Annotated in this window: 9 protein-coding genes; 7 read left to right on the top strand and 2 right to left on the bottom strand. The window is 62.6% G+C overall.

The window, feature by feature from the left end:
• Positions 1-521 precede the first annotated feature (521 nt).
• From CGA22_RS21655 to CGA22_RS21685, 7 genes are all read left to right on the top strand, one after another.
• Positions 522-1,784: a glycosyltransferase gene (locus tag CGA22_RS21655; protein ID WP_041024151.1), complete on the top strand. Its 1,263-nt coding sequence runs from the start codon at positions 522-524 to the stop codon at positions 1,782-1,784.
• A gap of 95 nt (positions 1,785-1,879) precedes the next feature.
• On the top strand, positions 1,880-9,145 hold the full coding sequence (locus tag CGA22_RS21660; protein WP_041024152.1) for an amino acid adenylation domain-containing protein: 7,266 nt from the start codon (positions 1,880-1,882) through the stop codon (positions 9,143-9,145).
• A 90-nt stretch (positions 9,146-9,235) separates the two neighbouring features.
• Positions 9,236-10,423: an FAD-dependent monooxygenase gene (locus tag CGA22_RS21665; protein WP_041024153.1), complete on the top strand. Its 1,188-nt coding sequence runs from the start codon at positions 9,236-9,238 to the stop codon at positions 10,421-10,423.
• Between the two features lie 496 nt (positions 10,424-10,919).
• Complete coding sequence (locus CGA22_RS21670) at positions 10,920-11,747, top strand: helix-turn-helix transcriptional regulator (RefSeq protein ID WP_041024227.1); 828 nt, start codon at positions 10,920-10,922, stop codon at positions 11,745-11,747.
• Between the two features lie 84 nt (positions 11,748-11,831).
• The gene (gene adeC / locus CGA22_RS21675; RefSeq protein ID WP_041024154.1) at positions 11,832-13,256 is read left to right on the top strand and encodes an AdeC/AdeK/OprM family multidrug efflux complex outer membrane factor; all 1,425 of its coding nucleotides are present in this window, start codon (positions 11,832-11,834) and stop codon (positions 13,254-13,256) included.
• A gap of 6 nt (positions 13,257-13,262) precedes the next feature.
• Positions 13,263-13,469, top strand: a complete 207-nt coding sequence (locus tag CGA22_RS21680) for a hypothetical protein (protein ID WP_041024228.1) — start codon at positions 13,263-13,265, stop codon at positions 13,467-13,469.
• Between the two features lie 528 nt (positions 13,470-13,997).
• Positions 13,998-19,607, top strand: a complete 5,610-nt coding sequence (locus tag CGA22_RS21685; protein WP_041024155.1) for a putative Ig domain-containing protein — start codon at positions 13,998-14,000, stop codon at positions 19,605-19,607.
• Between the two features lie 298 nt (positions 19,608-19,905).
• Here CGA22_RS21685 and CGA22_RS21690 read toward each other — a convergent pair whose 3' ends face one another.
• Positions 19,906-21,486 carry an aldehyde dehydrogenase (NADP(+)) gene (locus CGA22_RS21690; protein WP_041024156.1) on the bottom strand — a complete coding sequence of 527 codons (1,581 nt, stop codon included), beginning with the start codon at positions 21,484-21,486 and terminating at the stop codon, positions 19,906-19,908.
• 13 nt (positions 21,487-21,499) lie between these two features.
• Positions 21,500-22,492, bottom strand: a complete 993-nt coding sequence (gene araD1 / locus CGA22_RS21695) for an AraD1 family protein (protein WP_041024157.1) — start codon at positions 22,490-22,492, stop codon at positions 21,500-21,502.
• Positions 22,493-22,545: the final 53 nt, after the last annotated feature.

Raw genomic sequence — 22,545 nt, forward strand, 5'->3', positions numbered from 1 at the left:
GACGTCAGCACATTCAACATCCCCGTGGCAGACACCCCGCTATCGCGAGCAGGCTCGCTCCCACATTGGATGAGTGGTGTACGCAGCCTTTGCATCCACCACCTGACCCTGTGGGAGCGAGCCTGCTCGCGATGACGTCGGCACATTCAACATCTCCGCGGCAGACACCCCGCTATCGCGAGCAGGCTCGCTCCCACATTGGATGAGTGGTCTACGCAGACTTTGCACACACCACCAGCCCCTGTGGGAGCGAGCCTGCTCGCGATGACGGCGGCACATTCAACATCTGCATGACAGACACTCCGCTTTCGCGAGCAGGCTCGCTCCCACATTGGATTGAGAGGGGCACGCCTACCAACCGTCGAATGTCCCCATTTTCCGCCACAGACTTTTGCTTCCCGCCAATGCTTAATGCCCCCCGACAGGCTGAACCGTTTTAGTAGATGGACTCTACGGACGGGCTCTGATCGATGCTGATCAGGGAGGCCTACCACCGCAAGATCACTCTGGAGGGAACCTTAATGCATGTGATCATTACGGCCGTCGGCTCAGCCGGTGACGTTCATCCATTTGTCGGCATCGGCCGCACGCTCGTGGCTCGCGGGCATCGGGTCACGTTTTGCGCCAGCGCGGCGTTCGCGCCGTTGATCGAGCGCTGTGGTTTCAACTTCTTGCCATTGGGTACCCGTGAGGAATATGACGAGGTCATGGCTGACCCGGCGTTGTGGCATCCGCGCACGTCATTGCCCACCCTCTGGAAAACCATCGCCAGCACCCTGCGCGAACAGTACCGGCTGCTGGAACAGGCCTGTGACGACGAAACGGTCATGCTGGGGTCCTTGTGGGCATTCTCCGCGCGCCTGCTGCAGGAGAAACACGGTATCCCGCTGGTCACCGCGCAGGTGTCGCCGTTCGGTTTCTGGTCGGCCGCCGCGCCCGCGACCCATCCACCAGGCGCCAACCTGCCGGCCTTCGTACCCTATCCCGTGAAACGGCTGCTGCTGGGGGTGATCGAACGGGCATTTCTCGACCGGGTCATGGCCCCGGAGCTCAACAGCTTCCGCCAGGAACTGGGGCTCGCGCCGACCAAACGCATTATCAGCCAATGGATTTCCTCGCCTGATCGGGTGCTGGGGCTGTTTCCAGACTGGTTCGCCCCCGTACAACACGACTGGCCTGCCCAGACCGTCCTGACTGGTTTCCCGTTGTTCGATGAGTCCGGGCTCCAACCGCTCGACGCCGAACTGGAAGACTTCCTGAACGAGGCTTCACCGGTGGTGTTTACCCCGGGTTCGACCATGGTCAATGGCGAGCAATATTTCACCGCGGCGGTTCAGGCACTGAAATTGGTCAACCGTCGCGGCGTGTTTCTGACCAGCCAGCCGGTGGATCCTTCAGTGTCCAGCGAAGGCAGGATTCTGGTACGGCGCTACGTGCCGATGAGTCGCATCCTGCCCCACAGCGCGGCGCTGGTGCATCACGGTGGTGTCGGGACCACGGCCCTGGCCATGGCCGCCGGCGTGCCGCAGATCGCCACGCCATTCGCTCACGATCAGTTCGACAACGCCGCACGAATGGAGCGCCTGGGTTGTGGCTTGCGGGTCTTCCCGCCCGCCTCCGCCGAGTCGCTGGCGGCGGCACTGGACAAGGTCTTGAACAGCCAGGAAGTACGCGCCAGTTGCGACCGCTACCGCACACTGATTCCGAGCGGTGACAGTGCCAGTGAAGCAGCGGCCCTGCAGATCGAGGCACTCGCCCGGACTGCCAGGTCACGCGCAGCCTAAGGCAAGCATTGCCCAGCGTAATCATGGATGAAACAGCCACCGACAGAAGAACGCCAACCGTTTTTCTGTCTGGCTTTGAAAAAAGGACGACGAACATGGACGCGCTCTACCCGCTGACTGCCCCACAACTGGACATCTGGTTGGATCAAGTGCTGCACGGCGACAGCCCGCTGTACAACATAGGCGGGTATGCCTGCATCAACGGTCCGGTCGACGCCGCAAGGTTGAAACAAGCCATCGACCACGTGGTCAGTCGCCACGACGCCCTGCGCATTCAACTGGTGCCCGGCTCGGCGGATCATCCCCTGCCGCGGCAGCGCTTCCTGGAATCGGCCAGCGCACCGCTGACCTTGCACGATGTATCGGCAGAAGCCGATCCGCAGGCCAGCGCCCTGGCCCTGCTGCAAGTCAACCTGCAAACGCCGTTTTCCTTTGACGGCGGATTGCTGTTTCGCACGGACCTGATCAAGGTTCGCGACGACCTCCATTACTTTTTCGTCAACGGCCACCACCTGATCATCGACGGCTGGTCCTTCGCCATGATCGGCCGGGCGATCAGCGAGGCGTATACCGCCGCGCTGGATCCGGCGGAAACGCCACTGCCGGCGCCGACCTACCAGGCGTATGTCGACCAGCAGCGGAACGCCAAGAACTCACCTGCCTTCCAGCGACAGCGCCAGTACTGGCTGGACAAATACCGCAGCGTGCCCGAACCCCTGCTCGCGCCCCGTCACCCCGGTCGATTCGAGCAACGCCTGGCCCCCAGCCAGAACCACGCCTGGCGCTTGCCGCGGGCGCTCTACGATCGTCTCGGTGAACGGGCCAAGGCCTGCGGACAGGCGACGGTTTTCCACGCCATGCTGGGCCTGCTTTACGCATACTTCGCGCGGGTTGCGCAACGCGATGAGATCGTGATCGGCATGCCGATCCTCAACCGCGCCAATGCCGCACACAAGGCCACGGTCGGCCTGTTCGTCGGCATGAGTCCGGTACGCCTGAGCCTGGGCACCGAACTGAGTTTCAGCGAGTTGGTCGCCAGGATCGCCCTGACACTCAAGCAGGACTATCGCCATCAACGCTATCCCTTGAGCGAACTGAACCGTGAGCTGGGCCTGCAGAACCAGGGCCGGCGGCAATTGTTCGACCTGGTGGTGTCCTACGAACAAGACCAGGACACCTGGTACGGGGCCGCGCCCGCCCAACCGGTCAAGCTCAGCAACGGCTACGAACAGATGCCCCTGGCGATGCACATTCGCGAAGCCGCGCCGGACGACGATGTGTGGATGCACTTCATCTACAACGAGGCCTGGTTCGACGCGGCGCAGATCGAGGCCTTGCAACAGCGCTTCATGACCGCACTGCACGGTGTGGTCGATGATTTCGACGTGCCGGTCAAGGCCCTCGACATCATGCCGCCGGTCGAGCGCTACCGGGTGGCGAATGAATGGAACCACACCCCTGTCGACTACCCCAGGGACGTACTGCTTCATCAACTGATCGAAAACCAGGTCGCCGCACGCCCCGAAGCCACAGCGGTGCGTTTCGAAGACCGGACGCTGACCTACGACGAACTGAATCGACGGGCCAATCAGGTGGCCCACGCCCTGCTCGAAACCGGTATCGGCCCCGACGCACGGGTCGCCATTTGCCTGGAACGCAGCCTGGAAATGGTGGTGGGCCTGCTGGGCATTCTCAAGGCGGGCGGCGCCTACGTGCCCCTGGACCCGGGGTATCCTGCCGACCGCTTGCGCCACATGTTGAGCGACAGTGCCCCCAGCGCCCTGCTGACCACCCGTGTCTTGCTCAGCAGCCTGCCCGCCGTGACGATGCCGGTGCTGTGCCTGGACAGCGACCTCGAGCAGCTGTCCCGCCAACCACAGCACAACCCGGACCCCGTCGCCCAGGGATTGACCCCGCGACACCTGGCCTACGTGATCTACACCTCCGGTTCCACTGGCCTGCCCAAAGGCGTCATGAACCAGCATGACGGGGTGGTGAACCGATTGCTCTGGGCCCGCGACGCCTACCAGGTCGATGAACACAGCCGCGTCCTGCAAAAAACCCCGTTCAGTTTCGACGTGTCCGTCTGGGAGTTCTTCCTGCCGCTGCTCAGTGGCGCGCAACTGGTGGTCGCCGCTCCCGGCGGGCATCAGGACCCTCGCTACCTGCTGGACATCATGGCGAGCGCCGGCATTACCCTGCTGCACTTCGTGCCATCGATGCTGCAGGTCTTCCTCGATCAGGTCACGGCGCAACCATTGCCAGCCTTGAAGAAAGTCCTGTGCAGTGGCGAAGCCTTGCCCTATGCCTTGCAGACGCGTTTTTTCGAGCGCCTGCCAGGGGTACAGTTGCACAACCTCTACGGCCCCACCGAGGCGGCCATCGACGTGACGGCCTGGCAATGCCGACCCGATGTGCACCCAGGCATCGTCCCCATCGGCCGACCGATCGCCAATACCCAGCTGTACATTCTCGACGCCAACCTGCAACTGTTGCCGCCGGGCATCGCCGGCGAGCTTCACATCGGCGGCATCGGCGTCGCGCGGGGCTACTTGAACCGTGAGCAACTGACCGCCGAACGGTTCATCCGCGACCCGTTCCAGGCCGACCCACAGGCGCGCCTGTACAAGACCGGTGACCTGGGTCGCTGGCTGCCCGACGGCAGCATCGAGTACCTGGGCCGCAACGATTTCCAAGTGAAGATCCGTGGCCTGCGTATCGAACTCGGTGAGATCGAAGCACGCCTGGCGGCTTGCGCAGGCGTCAAGGAGGTCGTGGTCATTGCGCGCCAGGAAACCGAAGGCGATGCCTGTCTCAGCGCCTACCTGGTGGGCGAGCCCGGCTGTGTGTTGTCACCCCAGGCCCTGAGTGCAACCTTGCGCCAGCACGTGCCCGACTACATGGTGCCCCGGCACCTGATCCAGCTCGAACAATTGCCCTTGAACGCCAACGGCAAGCTCGACCGCAAGGCCTTGCCGGAACCCGCGCAATCCTTCGGCAGCACCGACACGACGGCGCCGCGCAATGCCCTGGAACAGACACTGGCCGAACTCTGGGCGGACAACCTGCAACGCCCCGTGCCCGGCGTCCACGACAATTACTTCATGCTCGGGGGCGACTCCCTGAAAGTCATCCACCTGCAGATCAAGGCTCGTGAACAAGGGATCGCCCTGACACTGGCACAGGTCTATCAGCACCCGACCATCGCTGAACTGGCCCAGAGCCTGCAGGCGCAGGCCGTCGCGCCGGCGGACCTGTCGCCCTCGGCCCATGTCGCCCCGTTCGCACAGGTGCCGGAGGCGATCCGCCTGGCCAATGAAGGTGAGTTCGAGGACGTTTTTGCCGCCTCGCAACTGCAAGTCGGGATGATCTACCACTCGATGATGCATCCGGATTCGGCGATCTATCACGACATCTTCCGCTACCGCCTGCGCCTGCGCTGGGATCCGCTCGCCTGGGACCGCGCCTGTCGCACGCTGATCCGCCGCCATCCGGCATTGCGCATGTCGTTCGACATCGGCCATGCCGAAACCCCCATGGCCCGGATTCATTCAAGGGTCGAGCCGCCGGTGCAGATCATCGATGCCGTGTCACTGAGCCCTGAAGCACGGGCCCAGGCGATTGCCGCCTACGTGGAGGAGCGCAAGCGCTACCGCGAAGACTGGCAACGGGCGCCGCTGTATCAGTTCTGCGTGTTTGTCGCGGCCCGGGAAATCGATCTGGTGTTGAGTTTCCATCATGCGATTCTCGATGGCTGGAGCGTCGCCACCCTCATGCGTGACCTGATCACGCTCTATACCTCGGAACCCGATACCGACGCACTGCCCGTGCTGACGACCACACCCGCCGACTTTGCCGCCCTGGAGCAGGACGCCATGACGTCCGACGTCCACCGGCACTTCTGGCGCGAATACCTGCACGACGCACCCGCCGCTTCCATGACCAGTTGGGTCTCCGTGGTCACCCCCGACCCGGCCCCACACCGCTCGGCCTGGCGGGAACTGCCCCCGGCCGACCTCGCGCGGCTCGAGGCGTTCTGCCGCGCCCAGGACCTGCCATTGCGCGCGGTCCTGCTGGCCGCCCACGGTTTCGCCCAAGCCATTCTGTCCAACCAGACGGAAGTGTTGTGTGGCGTCATCAGCCATGGTCGGCCGGAATTCGAAGATGCAGCCTCGGTGCTGGGCCTGTTCCTCAATACCCTGCCCATCCGCTTCAGTACCCAGGGCCGCAATTGGCTCGAAGTGATCCGCGCGCTGATCGCCCAGGAGCAACAGGTGTTCGCCCACCGGCGCTATCCGTTCGCCCTGATCCATCGCGAAACCGCCGTGGCCCTGGACGTGGTGTTCAACTACGTCGACTTCTATGTGCTCAAGGACATGCTGGCGCAGGACGAGGAAATCCTCACCGAATGGGACACCACGGAAGCCAGCAACTATGACCTGCTGACCACCGTGGGTCGCCATCCCGCCAACGGCTCGCTGATGCTGAAGATGGACTACTGCACGGCGCGGGTTGCCACCAGCCAGGTCGAGGCCTATGCCGATTACCTGCTGCGCACCCTGGAGCTGATGATCGCCGGGCCCGGTTCCGCGCCGAGCATACCGGCCTGGCTACCTGCCCCCGTCCAAGCCATGCCGACGGCGGTCACGCCAATGCCCCATGACAATCTGTCGTCCTTGTTGCTGGACCGCCTGGCGGGCCACGACGAGCAGATTGCCGTGAGCTTCGAGCAGACCCACTTGTCCTATCGCCAACTGAGCGACACCTGCGCGCAACTGGTGAGTTGGCTGCACCGACAGGGTATCGGCCAGGGCGATCGGGTGGCGATCATGATGCCCCGCTCGCCCGAACTGATCGTTGCCCTGCTCGGCGTCGTGCAGGCCGGCGCGGCGTATGTGCCGATTGACCTGAGCTATCCCCATGAACGTATCCGGCTGATTCTCGAAGACTCCCAGCCGAGCCTGCTGTTGTTCGCCGATGCGTCGGCCACCCTGGCGGCCACGCTGGCCGGCGAGACGGTCAAACGGCATTGGAACGACGTGGCCGCCGGGTTCGACGACGATCTGGCCCGCAGTCATGAGCTGGTCGCCCACATTGCCGCCGGCATCGCCGGCGAAGATAACGCCTACCTGCTCTATACCTCGGGCTCGACGGGACGCCCCAAGGGCGTGGCCATGCCGCACCGTGCACTGACCAATCTGGTGCTCTGGCAGAACCGCCAGCAGAACACCGGCATACCGTTGAAGACACTGCAGTACTCGCCCATTTCGTTCGACGTCTCGTTCCAGGAGATTTTCTCCACGCTATGCGGCGGTGCAGAGCTGGCCATGATCGACGAAGGGCTGCGCTATGACTTCATCCGGCTGCTGAAATTTATCCAGCTGCAAGACATCAATCGGCTGTTCCTGCCCTACGTCGCCTTCCAGGGACTGGCAGAAGTCGCCCAGCAACTCGATCTCCGCCCCGCCTCGCTGCGCCAGATCAGCGTGGCTGGCGAACAGCTGAAAATCACCGCCGAAATCCGCAACCTGCTGGATAGCCTCGACGATTGCCGAGTGGAAAATCACTACGGTCCGACCGAAGCCCATGTGGTCACTCGCCTGAAGCTGGAAGGCGCCGCGGCGTCCTGGCCGAGCATGCCGCCGATTGGCACCGCCATCGATGGGGTCCGCATGCATGTCTTGGATGCCACAGGCAACGCCTGCCCGGTCGGGGTCACGGGTGACTTGTTCATCGAAGGCATCTGCCTTGCGAACGGCTACTGGAATCGACCTGACCTGACTGACGAACGCTTCATCTATCGTCAGTTGGAGGGCAAGACCCGGCGTCTCTACGAAACCGGCGACATCGGGTTCTACCTGCCTTCGGGCGACCTCGTCTATCAGGGTCGCAGCGACGCGCAGGTGAAGATCCGCGGTTATCGGGTCGAACTGGGGGAAATCGAGGTGGCCATGCTCGGCTCCAGCCGGTTCGGTGCCGACATCCAGCAGGTGGCGGTCATCGACAAGGCGGCTGCGGACGGCGCTCGCTATCTGGTGGGCTTCGTCCAGGCCATGCCGGGGCGCGAGCCGGACCTGGATCAACTCAAGGCCGAGATGCGCCTGGCGCTGCCCGACTACATGGTGCCGAACACCCTGGTCGGCATCGCGCGGATCCCCCTTGGCCCCACCGGCAAGATCGACCGTCGGCAACTGCAGAAGATCGAGGTGCAAACCACCCTGCTGCGTCCGTTCACCGCGCCCAGGAATGCCACGGAAGACTTGTTGCAAGCCTATTGGCAAGAAGCCCTGGACCTGGAAGACATCAGCGTGCACGACAACTTCTTCGAGCTCGGCGGCAATTCGCTCAAGGCCGTGCAACTGGTGGCCATGCTGACCCGGCACCAGGGGCTGGAGCCGTCACTGTCCGACTTCATCCAGGCGCCGACCATTGCCGAATTCGCCCAGGTCCTGCAGCGGACCGACACCGCGTCCTCCGACACCGGCGCACTGGTGGACTTCAAGAATGCCAGCCGGGCGCCGACGCTGTTCCTGGTCCACCCCATCGGTGGGCATGTGCTGTGCTACGCCGCCCTCGCCCGGACCCTCAAGGATCAGGTTCATCTCTACGCGCTGCAAGCGCCAGGGACCTGGGATGCCCGTGAGCCGCTGCAATCGGTGCAGGCCCAGGCCGTTTGCTACGCGGACGCCATTGAACAGGTCGTGCCCCAAGGCCCGTTGAACATCGGCGGCTGGTCCTATGGCGGCATCGTGGCCTATGAGCTGGCGAGCGAGCTACGGCGGCGCGGACGGCGCCTGCACAACGTGTTCCTGCTGGACACCATCGTGCGCGTCAAACAGGGCGAGGTCCGGATAGAACGCAGCGAGTTCATGAACTGGTTCATGTGGGAATTGCTCAGCGGCGACGGCCAGAAGGAATACGACTACCAGGCCCTGGACTTCTCGTGCATGACCGACGAGGACGCCTTCGACGCAATCAAACAGCATGGTATCGAGCAAGGCATCTTCGACAACAACATCAGCCGCACGGCCTTGAAGCAATTGTTCCAGGTGTTCCATGCCAACTGGCAATCGCTGCTGGACTACCGCTTCCCGCCGATGGACCTGCCGATCACGCTGTTCGCCGCGGATGTCGAGTTGCCCGACGTGCTGCAGGCGCCCCATGAGCAGGTGGGCACCGCGTTTCACGACCCGTATCGCGGCTGGCGGACGATTGCGCCCCAGGTTCAGCGGGTGGCCGTGGAAGGCGACCACCTGACCATGATGCGCGAGCCGCACATCGAACGGGTGGGCGACATCATCCGCTCACGAATGGACTCGGCCCGGGCTGCACATGCCGGTGCCCTGGCGGCGTTGGCCTAGCAGTTGAATCTGTGGCGAGGGGAAATCCCCTCGCCACAATGATTCATACAAATCTCAAGTGAATAGCACCACGGAACAGGTGAAACCAACATGACAGAACCCAGGAAAGCCATCGTGGCGGGCGCCGGTATCGGTGGACTGACCGCGGCCATCGCCCTGCAACGAGCGGGCTGGCAGGTCAAGGTCTTCGAAGCGGCCCAGACGCTGCGCACCGGTGGCACCGGTTTGTCCATCATGGCCAATGCCATGGCGGCGCTGCATTCGATCGATGCCCATGTGCCGGTGGAACAGGCGGGCCAGGCGATCCGACAGTTTTTCTTCAAGAAGCACAACGGCCAGCCCATTACCCGCATGCCGATCCACGAGGTGGGCGAGCAACTGGGCCATCCCAATGTGAATATCCAACGCCCGTTGCTGCTGCGCGCCCTGGCCCAGCAGCTCGCACCCGACAGCCTGACCACCGGGTTGCGTTGCGTGGGCTACAGCCATCGCCCGGATGGCGTGACCGTACAGTTCGAAGATGGCAGCACCCAAGAGGCTGACCTGCTGATCGGCGCCGATGGCCTGAATTCGGTCATCCGCCAGCAGATGCTCGGTGAAACACCTACACGCCCTTCGGGCTATATCGCCTGGCTCGCGGTAACGCCGTTGCGCCATCCGGTGATGACCGAAGGCTACGTGGCCCATTACTGGGGGCGCGGCAAGCGGTTCGGGTTGTGTGACGTGGGGGATGGCCATGCGTACTGGTGGGGAACCTGCAACCGCGCCAATGCGGCGGATGACGCCTTGAACGTCAGTAAACAGGAAGTGCTCGGCGCCTATGCCGGCTGGGCACCGGAAGTCGTTGCCGCCATCGAGGCCACGCCCGAGAGCGCCCTGCTGAAAATGCATGCCCGGGATCGTCATCCCGTGAAGCAATGTCGCGACGGGCACGTGGTGCTGCTGGGCGACGCCGCTCACCCGATGCTGCCCAGCCTGGGCCAGGGTGCGGCACAGGCCATCGAGGATGCCGTGGTGCTTGCCAATTGCCTGGCACAGACGCCGGATCTAGGCAGCGCGTTGGCGCATTACCAGGCGTATCGACTTCCCCGGGCCAACGGGATCGTCAATGCCGCACGCTTCATGAGCGGCATCGAACAGGCCGAATCGACATTCGCCTGCTGGGCCCGGGAATGGTACTTCCGCCTGACGCCACAGAGCAGCTGGCGCAAAAAGAACCTCGACATCCTGTCGTTCAAGCCCGGCCTACAACCGGTCGCAGCCTACGTCAATGACTGAAATCGACTCGCGCATAGACAAAAAATGAAAAAAAATTCAAAAATAGGAGGCGTCCTACAGATTTGGAACTTTAATTCTGGACGTTTACCCCTAGAAAAAAAGCGCTATCGAGGCGTCGAAAACCAGGCACAAGAAGCAGCCAACGGCCCACCCGCTTCTATAACCTTATGTTTTTAGGGGTGAATTTTAAAATCAGCCAATCAGGCTGGCTAACCGTACTGACCAGGCATTTTGCAAAGGGAGAGGTTTTTGCCAGGAATCGTCAGCTAAAACAGGACCGTCGGACTGTCCCTGTTTTCCCTTACAGACTTTTCCTACATGAGAATGCTTAATAGTCCCACCGGCTGAATCGTTTTTCATGTGAATGGATTCACAGGTGATTTTGATCCTCAGGTCTTAAATCCAGAAAAGGCTTCAGCATTTTAGGAAGCGATCGGATTTTTCTTCGTCGACGGTCACTGAGATGCAAAGCAGTTTCGATATGCAGGATAAGCATATGAATCGACATGCGGTTTTTGGAGGTGCGCAAAACACGCACATCTACGCGGAGCTAGGAAAGCTGATTTCAAGTGTCGGACACGAGAGTTTCTTGACCAACATGCACCAACTGATCGAAACATCGGTGCCTGTCAGTCGACTCGAACTGAGTGAGTGGACAATTGACGATGCCCAGGCAACGGTCCTCGATGTGCAGTTGCTCGGGGATGCAGGCCAGCCGAAAAGCCCGCAGATGCAATCCGTCTGCCCTACCACTGCAATACAGCGCAACGACCACCCCCTGGTGAAACGGGTCCTGGAAGTGGACGACGCCCTGCTGATCCACCTGGGCGCACGGATGAAGAACGAAAGAGACAACAACTGCCTGGGTACTTCCCATCAATGCAGCCTGATTTCGCGCAAGGGCAATCGTCGCTGCGTGATCTCGTTGCACCGTCCCCAGGCACAGCGCGACTTTTCCCTGCAGGAACTGTCCTTTTTGAAATACCTCTCCGAGACGCTGTTGCCCTTGGGCGAGCGCCATGCCCATCTCAATCGGCAGTCGTCTATCAGGAGCCCGGGCAGTTCTACCTCGCATCCGCTGAACATTGCCGACCAGACACAGCTGCAACGGGATTTCGATGAGCGATTGAGCCCGTGTGACGTGACCCTTTCGGTGCGGGAAAAAGAGGTCTGCCTGGGGCTCCTGGCCGGCGGTACCGTCCCGGAGATAGCAGAAAAGCTGCAAGTCAAAAACAGTTCCATCGAAACCTACCTCAAACGCGCCGCCGCCAAGCTTGGCGTCAGCGGACGGCATGGGCTGGCGAAATGGATGATCGGATCCTGATGCGCACGCACGGGCAAGCACGGATCTAACCGAACCCCTGCCCGTGCCACCGGGGCCTGGCAGGCATCACGATGAGACAGGTCGATGCGTAAACTCCTGAGTCCCTTGACGGCCGCTACACTCCTGCTCGGCGGTTGCTCGCTGATCCCGGACTACCAGCGCCCCGATGCCCCCGTCGCCGCGCAATACCCCCAGACATCCGCCTACGCCCCGGCCCTGGTGGGCCCCGCCGCAGCCGATCAGGGCTGGCGAGACCTGTTCCATGATCCGGCGCTGCAGCAACTCATCGAGAGCGCATTGGTCAACAACCGCGACTTGCGCGTGGCGGCCCTGAACGTCGAGGCCTACCAGGCGCAATACCGGATCCAGCGCGCAGACATCTTCCCGGCGATCAGTGCCAACGGCACCGGCTCGCGCCAGCGGCTACCGAGCAGCCTGACGCAAACCGGCAAATCGGCCATCAGCAGCTCGTACTCCACCACGTTGGGCATCAGCGCCTATGAGCTGGACCTGTTCGGACGCATACGCAGCCTCAGCGACCAGGCGTCCCTCACCTATCTGTCCAGCGAAGAAGCCCGCCGCAGCACCCAGTTGAGCCTGGTGGGCAGTGTCGCCAGTGCCTACCTGACCTGGCGTGCCGACCAGGAATTACTGGCACTGACCCAGGACACGCTGCAGTCCTATGAACAAAGCCTGCGCCTGACAGAACGAAGCAATCAGGTGGGGACGGCCTCGGCCCTGGCCCTGAGTCAGTCACGCACCTCGGTGGAAGACGCCAGGGCCCGCCTGGCCCAGTTCCAGCGCCAGGTCGCCCAGGACTTCAACAATCTCACCTTGCTGGTGGGCACTTCGATAGCCGATGACCTGCCCGCTCGCCCCCTGGCCTCCGAGCTGCTGAGCGAGGTACCGGCCGGCCTGCCTTCGGACCTGTTGCAACGCCGCCCGGATGTGCTCGAAGCCGAGTACCTGCTGCAAGCAGCCAACGCCAATATCGGCGCGGCCCGTGCCGCCTTCTTCCCGAGCATCAGCCTGACCGCCAACGCCGGCACCTCGAGTAACGAGTTGTCCGGGCTGTTCAAGAGCGGGTCGGGCAGTTGGTTGTTCCAGCCCCAGATCAACCTGCCGATTTTCAATGCCGGCAGCCTTCGGGCGAGCCTGAACTATTCGAAAATCCAGAAGGATATCCGCGTCTCCCAGTACGAAAAATCGATCCAGACGGCTTTCCGGGAAGTCTCCGATGGTCTGGCGGCGCGCAAGACCTACAAAGAACAACTGGTCGCGCAGACCGATCTGGTACAAGCCAACCAGGACTACTACAGGCTGGCGGAGCGTCGCTATCGCATCGGCGTCGACAGCAGCCTGACGTTCCTCGATGCACAACGCTCGCTGTTCAGCGCCCGGCAGACCCTTATCGTCGATCGGCTGTCGCAACTGCTCGCCGAGGTCAATCTGTACAAGGCGCTGGGTGGGGGTTGGGTCGAACGCACAAACACCATGACTGTGAGGTGAATGAAGATGGACACATTCGAACCTGGAACACTTGTCCGTTTACGCTCGGGAGGCAAGACCATGGTGGTCAAGCCTGCCTCGTCGATCGCCCAGTTGCCCGACACCCTGCTGCTGCTCTGCGAGTACCGGGCCAAGAATCGACTGGTGCAGGGGTTCTATGCCGTGCGCGACCTGATCCCGGCGCCCACAGTCCCCGATGGAGAAAGAACCTGACCTTGCTTGGGCATTCAACATCTGTGCAAGCCGACCCATCGCCATCGCGAGCAGGCTCGCTCCTACAGGGGGGGTCGGGGTGTAAGCAGCATTTGCATACGCCCTTTTGGAGCCGGCCCTGCCCTAATGCCAGTCAGTTAAGAATCAAACGACACAAACCCTGTGGGAGCAAAGCTTGCTCGCGATAGCAAAAGATCAGTCGACATTGGTTGATGACTGACTTACCGCAATCGCGAGCAAGCTTTGCTCCCACAGGTTTGTGGCTTACTGATCGGCATGAGGGCTTGCCCGCGATGATGGCGGCATACTCAACACCTTTGTGACAGACCCTCCGCTTTCAAAGGTCGCGGCGTCAATGGAACGTTACTTTCCCAAGCAAGGTTCCTGACCGCTGATCAGGTAGTTCAGCTTTTTGACACTTCCCCGACATTCGGTCACAACTTTCCCGCTCCGTCAGGTCATAACCCTGTGGTCGCCGATGGAATATTGGCATCTACCGTGGTTCCAGCCCGATACGGAGATAAGCTCATGATTTTCAACGTACAAAATTTTGGCGCCAAAGGAGACGGTATTACCGATGACACCGCGGCCATCCAGGCAGCGATTGACGCGGCGGCAGCGGCAGGCGGGGGGCAGGTGTATGTCCCAGCCGGGACCTACATCGTTTCGGCCGGCGAGGAACCTTCCGATGGTTGCCTGATGCTCAAGAGCAACGTCCACCTGTATGGCGACGGCATGGGCGAAACCACCGTCAAGGTGGCCGACGGTTCCGACACCAAGATCACCGGCGTCATCCGCTCCGCCTATGGCGAAGAGACCCATGATTTCGGCATCAGCCAACTCACCATCGATGGCAACCGCGACCACACCACCGGCAAGATCGACGGCTGGTTCAACGGCTATATTCCCGGCCAAGAAGGCTACGACTCCAACGTCACCATCGACAGCGTCGAAATCAAGGACTGCTCCGGGTACGGCTTCGACCCCCACGAACAGACCGTCAACATGGTCATCAAGAACAGCGTGTCCCATGGCAATGGCCTGGACGGCTTCGTGGCCGACTTCCTCAGCGACAGCACCTTCGAAAACAACGTTGCCTACGACAATGACCGGCACGGTTTCAACGTCGTCACCAGCACCCACGACTTTACCCTCACCAACAACGTCGCCTATGACAACGGCGGCAACGGCATCGTGGTGCAGCGCGGCAGCGAGAACATCCCCTCCCCCAGCAACATCACCATCACCGGTGGCGAGGTGTACGGCAACGGCGCCGAAGGGGTGCTGATCAAGCTGTCCAGCGACGTGACGGTCACCGGCGTCGACATCCACGACAACGCCAGCGCCGGGGTACGCATCTACGGCAGCAACCACGTCGAGATCATCGACAACACCCTCAACAACAATTCACTGGGCGGTGCCGTCCCCGAGATCATCATCCAGTCCTACGACGACACCCAGGGCGTCTCCGGCAAGTACTTCAACGGCAGCGACAACACGATCCAGGGCAACCTCATCAGTGGCAGCGACCTGTCGACCTATGGCGTGGCCGAGCGTAACGAAGACGGCACCGATCGCAACGCGATCATCGCCAACACCATCAGCCACACCAGCAAGGGCGCGACGCTCGTCTATGGCGATGGCAGCTACGTCAGTGCCACGGAACCGATGACCACCGTACAAGGCACGGCCGGTAACGATACGCTGCTGGGCACCAGCGCCAGCGAGATCTTCTACGGCGGCGCCGGCAACGACACCATCAACGGCGCAGCCGGCGGCGATATCCTGGTGGGCGGCGCGGGCGTCGATAAACTCACCGGCGGTACCGGTGCCGATACGTTCCGCTTCGCCAGTCAGTCCGACAGCTACCGCAACGCGACCACCAGCTTCGATGACACCATCACCGACTTCGACGTCACCCAAGACAAGATCGACCTCGCCGGCCTGGGCTTTACCGGCCTGGGCAACGGCCGTGGCGGCACCCTGCAGATCAGCTACAGCGCCAGCAATGACCGCACCTACATCAAGGATTTCGACGCCGACGCCAGCGGCAATCGCTTCGAGCTGATTCTCTCCGGCAACCTCGCCAGCACCCTGACGGCCAACAACTTCATCTTCAACCGGGTGGTCACCGGCACCAGTGGCAACGACTCGCTGGCGGGCAGCGATTCGGCCGACACCCTGCTCGGCCTGGCGGGCAACGACAGCCTCAATGGCGGCGCCGGCGACGACAAGCTCGATGGTGGCGCCGGCATGGATACCCTCACCGGCGGTGCCGGGGCGGATACCTTCGTGTTTTCCAACCGCCTGGACAGCTACCGCAACTACAACACCGGCGGCGCCAACCTGGGCGATCTGATCACCGACTTCAACGTCGCTTCCGACAAGATCGACCTGTCGGCCCTGGGCTTCACCGGCCTGGGAGATGGCAAGAACGACACCGTGTACCTGGTGCTCAACAGCGCCGGCACCAAGACTTACATCAAGTCCCTGACCGCCGACGCCAATGGCAACCGCTTCGAAGTGGCCTTGGACGGCAATTACCTGAACACGCTGACCAGTGCCAACTTCGTGTTCGCGACGACGTCGCCGACCAACCATGCGCCGGTGGTGGCGACGCCGTTGCTGGACCAGAATGCGACGGAGAACACACCATTCAGCTACGTCGTTCCCGCCACCAGTTTCAGCGATCCGGACAACGACAGCCTCAGCTACACCGCCAAACTGGCCGACGGCAGCGCCCTGCCCAGCTGGCTGGTGTTCGACGCCGCCACGCGCACCTTCAGCGGTACGCCAAGCGACACTGCCTCGGGTACCTATTCCATACAAGTCACCGCCACGGACGGCAGCAACGCCACTGTCAGTGACAGTTTCACCCTTGCCGTACAGGACGTACCCACCTCAGTCATCATCAATGGCACGCCGAACAACGACACGCTGACCGGCACCGCGGCCAACGAGCAGCTGTTCGGTGGCGCCGGGAACGACACACTCAATGGCGGCGCCGGGAACGACATCCTGGTGGGCGGTACCGGGGTGGACAAACTCACCGGCGGCGCGGGTGCCGACGTGTTCCGCTATACCTCGAAGCTCGACAGCTACCGCACCAGCTCCACCAGCGCCAGTGACCAGATCCTCGACTTCGATGTGGCCGCCGACAAGATCGACGTCTCGGCGCTCGGCTACACCGGCCTGGGCAACGGCCTGAATGGCACCTTGCAACTGACCTACAGCGCCTCGACCAACCGCACCTACCTCAAAGACCTGACCGTCGATGCCAACGGCAACCGTTTCGAAGTGTCGCTGGCGGGCAATCTGGTCAGCAGCCTGACGGCCAGCCACTTCGTGTTCGCCGACCAGAACAGCCCCGGCAACGTGGCGCCGGTCGTGGCCATCCCGCTCCTCGACCAAAATGCCAGTGAAAGCACGCCGTTCCGCTACACCGTGGCCCACGACAGCTTCACCGATGCCAACCAGGACGTATTGACCTACACCGCGACCCTCGCCGACGGCAGGGCCCTGCCCGCGTGGCTGACGTTCAATGCCACCAGCCTGACCTTCAGCGGCACACCGACCAGCACCGCGTCCGGTAGCTATGACGTACTGGTCAAGGCCACCGATCCTTCAGGCGCCTCGGTCAGCGACAACTTCGCCCTGGTGGTCGCCGACGCCCCGGCCAACACCATCACCGGGACCAACGGCGCCGAGACCCTCAACGGTACGGCCGGCGCGGACCTGATCCTGGGCCTGGGCGGCGACGACACGATCAAGGCCGGCACCGGCGCGGACATCGTCGATGGCGGTGCCGGACGCGACTCCCTGTACGGTGGCGACGGCGCCGATACCTTTCGCTACACCAACGTGCTCGACAGCTACCGCGACTACGACACCGGCGGCGTGACGGCCACCGACACGGTCTATGACTTCACCGTGGGCGTGGACAAGATCGACGTGTCCAGCCTGGGCTTCATCGGTCTCGGGGACGGCACCAACGGCACCCTGTACATGACCCTGAACTCGGCCGGCGACAAGACCTACATCAAGTCCGCCGAAGCCGACGCCGATGGCAACCGCTTCGAGATCGCCCTCAGCGGCAACTACCTCAACACCCTGACCGCCAGCGATTTCGTGTTCGGCGAGCGTGCCCAGCAAGACATCCTCTACCTGCCGACCCTCGGTCAATCCAATGCACGCCTGCTGCGCATGACCGAGGACGACGATCAATCCGGCACCTCCATGCTGGTCAACGACCTGGACCGCTACACCACTTACGATGTGCGCAGCCAGTTCACCGACGCCGACGGCAATGGCATCGACATCGCGGTGGGCGGCAGCACCGTCAATGGCTTGTCGACACTGAGCCCCGAAGAGCTGAAGTTGTGCTGGTGGCTGACCGACACCAACCAGCCCGGGCCCGCGCTGTTGCGCGCCGTGACGTTGCTGAAGGATCAGCTCACCGAACTCAAGTCCATCGATAACGTCACCATGGGCATTATCTGGGGCCAGGGCGAGGAAGCCGCCCAGGAGATCGCTCGCGCCACCGACAAGCAGGCTGCGGCCGCTGCCTACAAAACCGCGACGCTGAAGGTGTTCGACTACCTGCATGCCCAGTTCGGCAATTTCAGCGTGTACCTGATGGAAACCGGTCACTACGAACAGGACGCAGCGCGGGCCCGTGGCTATTCCGAGGACAAGATTGCTTCGATTGTCGAAGGTGTCGGTTATGTCCGCGCCGCCCAGGAAGCCATGGCCGCCGAGCGCGCCGACGTCAAGCTGGCGGTGGACTACACCGACCTGCCATTGCGCTACGAAGTCGATCCGCTGGTGTACCCCGACGACGTCTGGCATCTGCACGAGGAATCGGCGGAAATCGTCGGCCAACGACTGGCCGACTACATCGCCGATGACCTGGGCTTCCATGGCAATCCCAACGACAACAACAGCGTGCAGGACATCTTCGACCACGCCAACCAGGGCGGGATGATCACGGGTACCGACCAGGCGGACACCTTGGTGGGCACCTCGGGCAACGATACCCTGGACGGTGACCTGGGAGCGGACAGCTTGACCGGTGGCGATGGCAACGACATCTACGTGGTCGATAACGCGTTCGACAGCGTGGTGGAAACCAACACCTCGGCCTCGCAGATCGATACGGTAAAGGCCTCGGTCAGTTGGACCCTGGGGGCCAATCTCGAGAACCTGGTGCTCACCGGCGTCTCGGATATCGATGGCACCGGCAATGAACGACGCAATTTCATCACCGGCAATAACGCCGACAACGTGCTCGACGGTGCCGCGGGCAACGACAGCATGAGCGGCGGCGATGGTGATGACACGTACTATGTCGACAATACCGGCGACACGGTGATCGAAACCAACAGCAATCCGCTGACCGGAGGCATCGACAGCGTGCACAGCCGCCTGGCGAGCTACACCCTCACCAGCAACGTCGAGAACCTGTACATCGACACCCCCGACGCGGCCAACGGCACGGGCAACGCATTGGACAATACGCTGTTCGCCGGGGCCGGTAACAATGTGCTGGATGGGCGTGAAGGCAATGACACGGTGTCTTTCGCGCAGGCGCTGGCCGGGGTCACCGTGACCCTCTCGACGTCCGCGCAACAGAACACCGTAGGCTCGGGCCTCGATACGTTGAAGAACGTCGAGAACCTGACCGGCAGTGCCTACGCCGACACCCTGACCGGCAACAGCGCCGGAAACATCCTGGATGGCGGTGCCGGCAACGATACGCTGGTGGGAGGCTCGGGGGATGATCGGCTGATCGGGGGGGCCGGCACCGACAACCTCACCGGTGGCACCGGCGCGGACACTTACGTGTTCAATGCGCTGGCAGACATGGGTACCGGCGCGGCGCGCGATGTGATCAACGGCTTCAAGAGTGCCGAACTGGACCACTTGGATCTCACCGGCCTGGACGCCAACCCGTTGACCGCCAATATCGATGCCTTCACTTTCATTGGCAGCAACGCCTTCGACGCCACCAACGCCACCGGTCAGCTGCGCTTTGCCGACGGCATTCTCTACGGCAGCGTCAACGCCGACGCTACCGCCGAGTTCGAGTTCGAACTGGTCGGCGTCAAGGAACTGCACGCCAGCGACTTCACGGCGTGAACTTTATGTGAGGGCTGGGCATGTCCGAATGCCAGTCAGTTAGCCATAAACCTGTGGGAGCAAAGCTTGCTCGCGATTGCAGTAAATCAGTCAGCAACAATGTCGACTGGTCTGTCGCTATCGCGAGCAAGCTTTGCTCCCACAGGTTTCCGCGCCGTTCGATTAGGGCAAGCCCACTCCCACAGGGGCTCAGTGGTGTAAGCAAATCCAGCATTCACCCAGGAACCATTGTGGGAGCGAGCCTGCTCGCGATGGCGGCCGTCCATCGAACCTCAATGGAGCGGCCGCCCCGCGATCGTCAGAGCGCCTCGCGCCCCGGTACTCCGTCCACCAACCGCAGGATCCCCAGCGGATTGGCATTTTTCAGAGGTTCCGGCAGCAGGTTGTCGGGGTAGTTCTGGAAGCACACCGGCCGCAGGAAGCGGTCGATGGCCAGGGTTCCCACCGACGTGCCACGGGCATCGGAGGTGGCCGGGTAAGGGCCGCCGTGGACCATCGAATCACACACCTCGACACCCGTCGGGTAACCGTTGAGCAGGATCCGGCCGACTTTCTGCTCCAGCAACGGCGTCAGTTCGCTGAACCGCTCGAAATCACCCGGCTCGCCGATCATGGTCGCGGTCAGTTGGCCGTGCAGGCCGTTCAGTGCGGCGCTGAGTTGCGCCTGGTCGGCCACTTCGACGAACACGGTGGTCGGACCAAACACCTCTTCCTGCAACGCCTCGTCCCCTTCGATCAACAAACTGGCGTCAGCCTTGAACAGCTGCGGCTGGGCCTGGTTGCCTTCCTGTGCGCGCCCGGCCAGGTGCTCGATGCCCGGGTGGGCCAGCAACTTCTGCAAGCCCTTGCCATAACTCTGCAAGGTACCGGCATTGAGCATGGTTTGTGGCGCCTGGTCACCGATCAGCGCGGCGACCTGCTGGGTAAATGCAGTGAACTGCGGCGAGCGGATCCCAATCACCAGGCCCGGGTTGGTGCAGAACTGGCCGCAGCCCATCACCACCGAAGCGGTCAGGTCGCGAGCAATACTGTCGGCGCGGGTCGCCAGCGCTTCAGGCAGGATGATCACCGGGTTGATGCTCGACATCTCGGCAAACACCGGGATCGGCTGTGGGCGCGCGGCGGCCATGTCGCACAGGGCACGCCCACCCCGCAGGGAACCGGTGAACCCCACGGCTTGGATCGCCGGGTGCTTGACCAGCCACTCACCGACCCCACCGCCGTAGATCATGTTGAAGACACCGGCCGGCATCGCGGTTTTTTCGGCGGCGCGGATGATCGCGTCGGCCACCCACTCGGCTGTCGCCATATGGCCGCTGTGGGCCTTGAACACCACCGGGCAGCCGGCCGCCAGGGCCGACGCGGTGTCGCCACCGGCCGTGGAAAAGGCCAACGGAAAATTACTGGCGCCGAACACCGCCACCGGCCCCAGGCCGATGCGGTACTGACGCAGGTCCGGGCGCGGCAGCGGTTTGCGCTCCGGCAAGGCGCGATCGATACGCGCCCCATAGAAATCACCGCGGCGCAGGACTTTGGCGAACAGGCGCATCTGCCCGCTGGTACGACCACGCTCACCCTGGATACGTGCAGCGGGCAACGCGGTTTCACGGCAGACCACGGCGACGAACTCATCGCCCAAGGCGTCCAGCTCATCGGCAATGGCCTCGAGGAACTCGGCCCGGCGCACCGCGCTCAGGCTGCGGTAGGCCGGATAAGCTGCAGCCGCCGCCTTGGCGGCTGCATCGACCTCTTCGGCCGTAGCCTGGATGAAATCACCCGGCAAGGCTTCGCCAGTGCTGGCGTCGAGGCTCTGCAGACGCGTCTGGCCGGCCGCGCTGCGCGCCCCACCGATGTAGTTGTGACCAAGGATCTGGTTCATCGCAAGTCTCCTCTTAAAGTGTGCCGATAGTACCCGGGTTGAACACCGCGTCCACCGGGGCAATGCCGTTGACCAGCGGTGCGCCGAATTCGGCCTGGCTGATTTCGAACACATCCCCCGGCTGGGTACGGATGCCATCGGCGAACGACAGGGTCGCGGTACCGAAGAAGTGCACGTGCACATCCCCCGGACGCAGGAACTGACTGTACTTGAAATGGTGGAATTCCAGGTTTTCGAGGCTGTGGCACATGTTGGCCTCGCCGCTGAGGAATTCGTTCTGCCACAGCACTTCGCCGTTGCGCAGGATACGACTGGTCCCGGATAGATGTTGAGGCAATTCACCGACACGAAGTTCCGGACCAAAGCTGCAGCTGCGCAGTTTCGAATGGGCCAGGTACAGGTAATTCTTGCGCTCCATGACGTGGTCGGAAAACTCGTTGCCCACCGCGAAGCCCAGGCGATAAGGCTTGCCGTCGAGACCGATGACGTAGAGGCCGCTGATTTCCGGCTCCTCGCCGGCGTCTTCGGCGAACGGCGGCAACGGGAACGGATGACCCGGACGGACGACGATGCTGCCGTCGCCCTTGTAGAACCACTCCGGTTGCACGCCGGCCTGGCCGGCCTGGGGTTTGCCACCTTCGACGCCCCACTTGAAGATGCGCATGGTGTCGGTCATCGCGGCCTCGTCGCCAGCCTGCTGGTGCATCTTGTCCCGGGCCGAAGCACTGCCGAGGTGGGTCAGGCCGGTGCCGCTGACCAGCAAGTGCGCCGGGTCCGGGTGATCCAGCGGCGGCAGGATGCGCAGCTCAGCGAGCAATCGCGGGTAATCATGGTCGGCGCCGAATCCGAGGCCAATGACCTGCTGTTCAAGTTTCACACCCGCCTCGATGGCCGCCAGCGCCAGCTCACGCACGGTCGTCGCGCACTGCACTTCCCGCACCCGGTCGCCGTCGACCACACCGACGCGGCGCTCACCGTTATCCAATTCGAACTGAACTAAACGCATGGTTTTCTCCTGTAAACACAACTCAAATACAGCGCCAGGCCCCTGTGGGAGCG

The organism is Pseudomonas sp. PSB18 (genome assembly GCF_014596565.1).
Taxonomy (GTDB): domain Bacteria; phylum Pseudomonadota; class Gammaproteobacteria; order Pseudomonadales; family Pseudomonadaceae; genus Aquipseudomonas.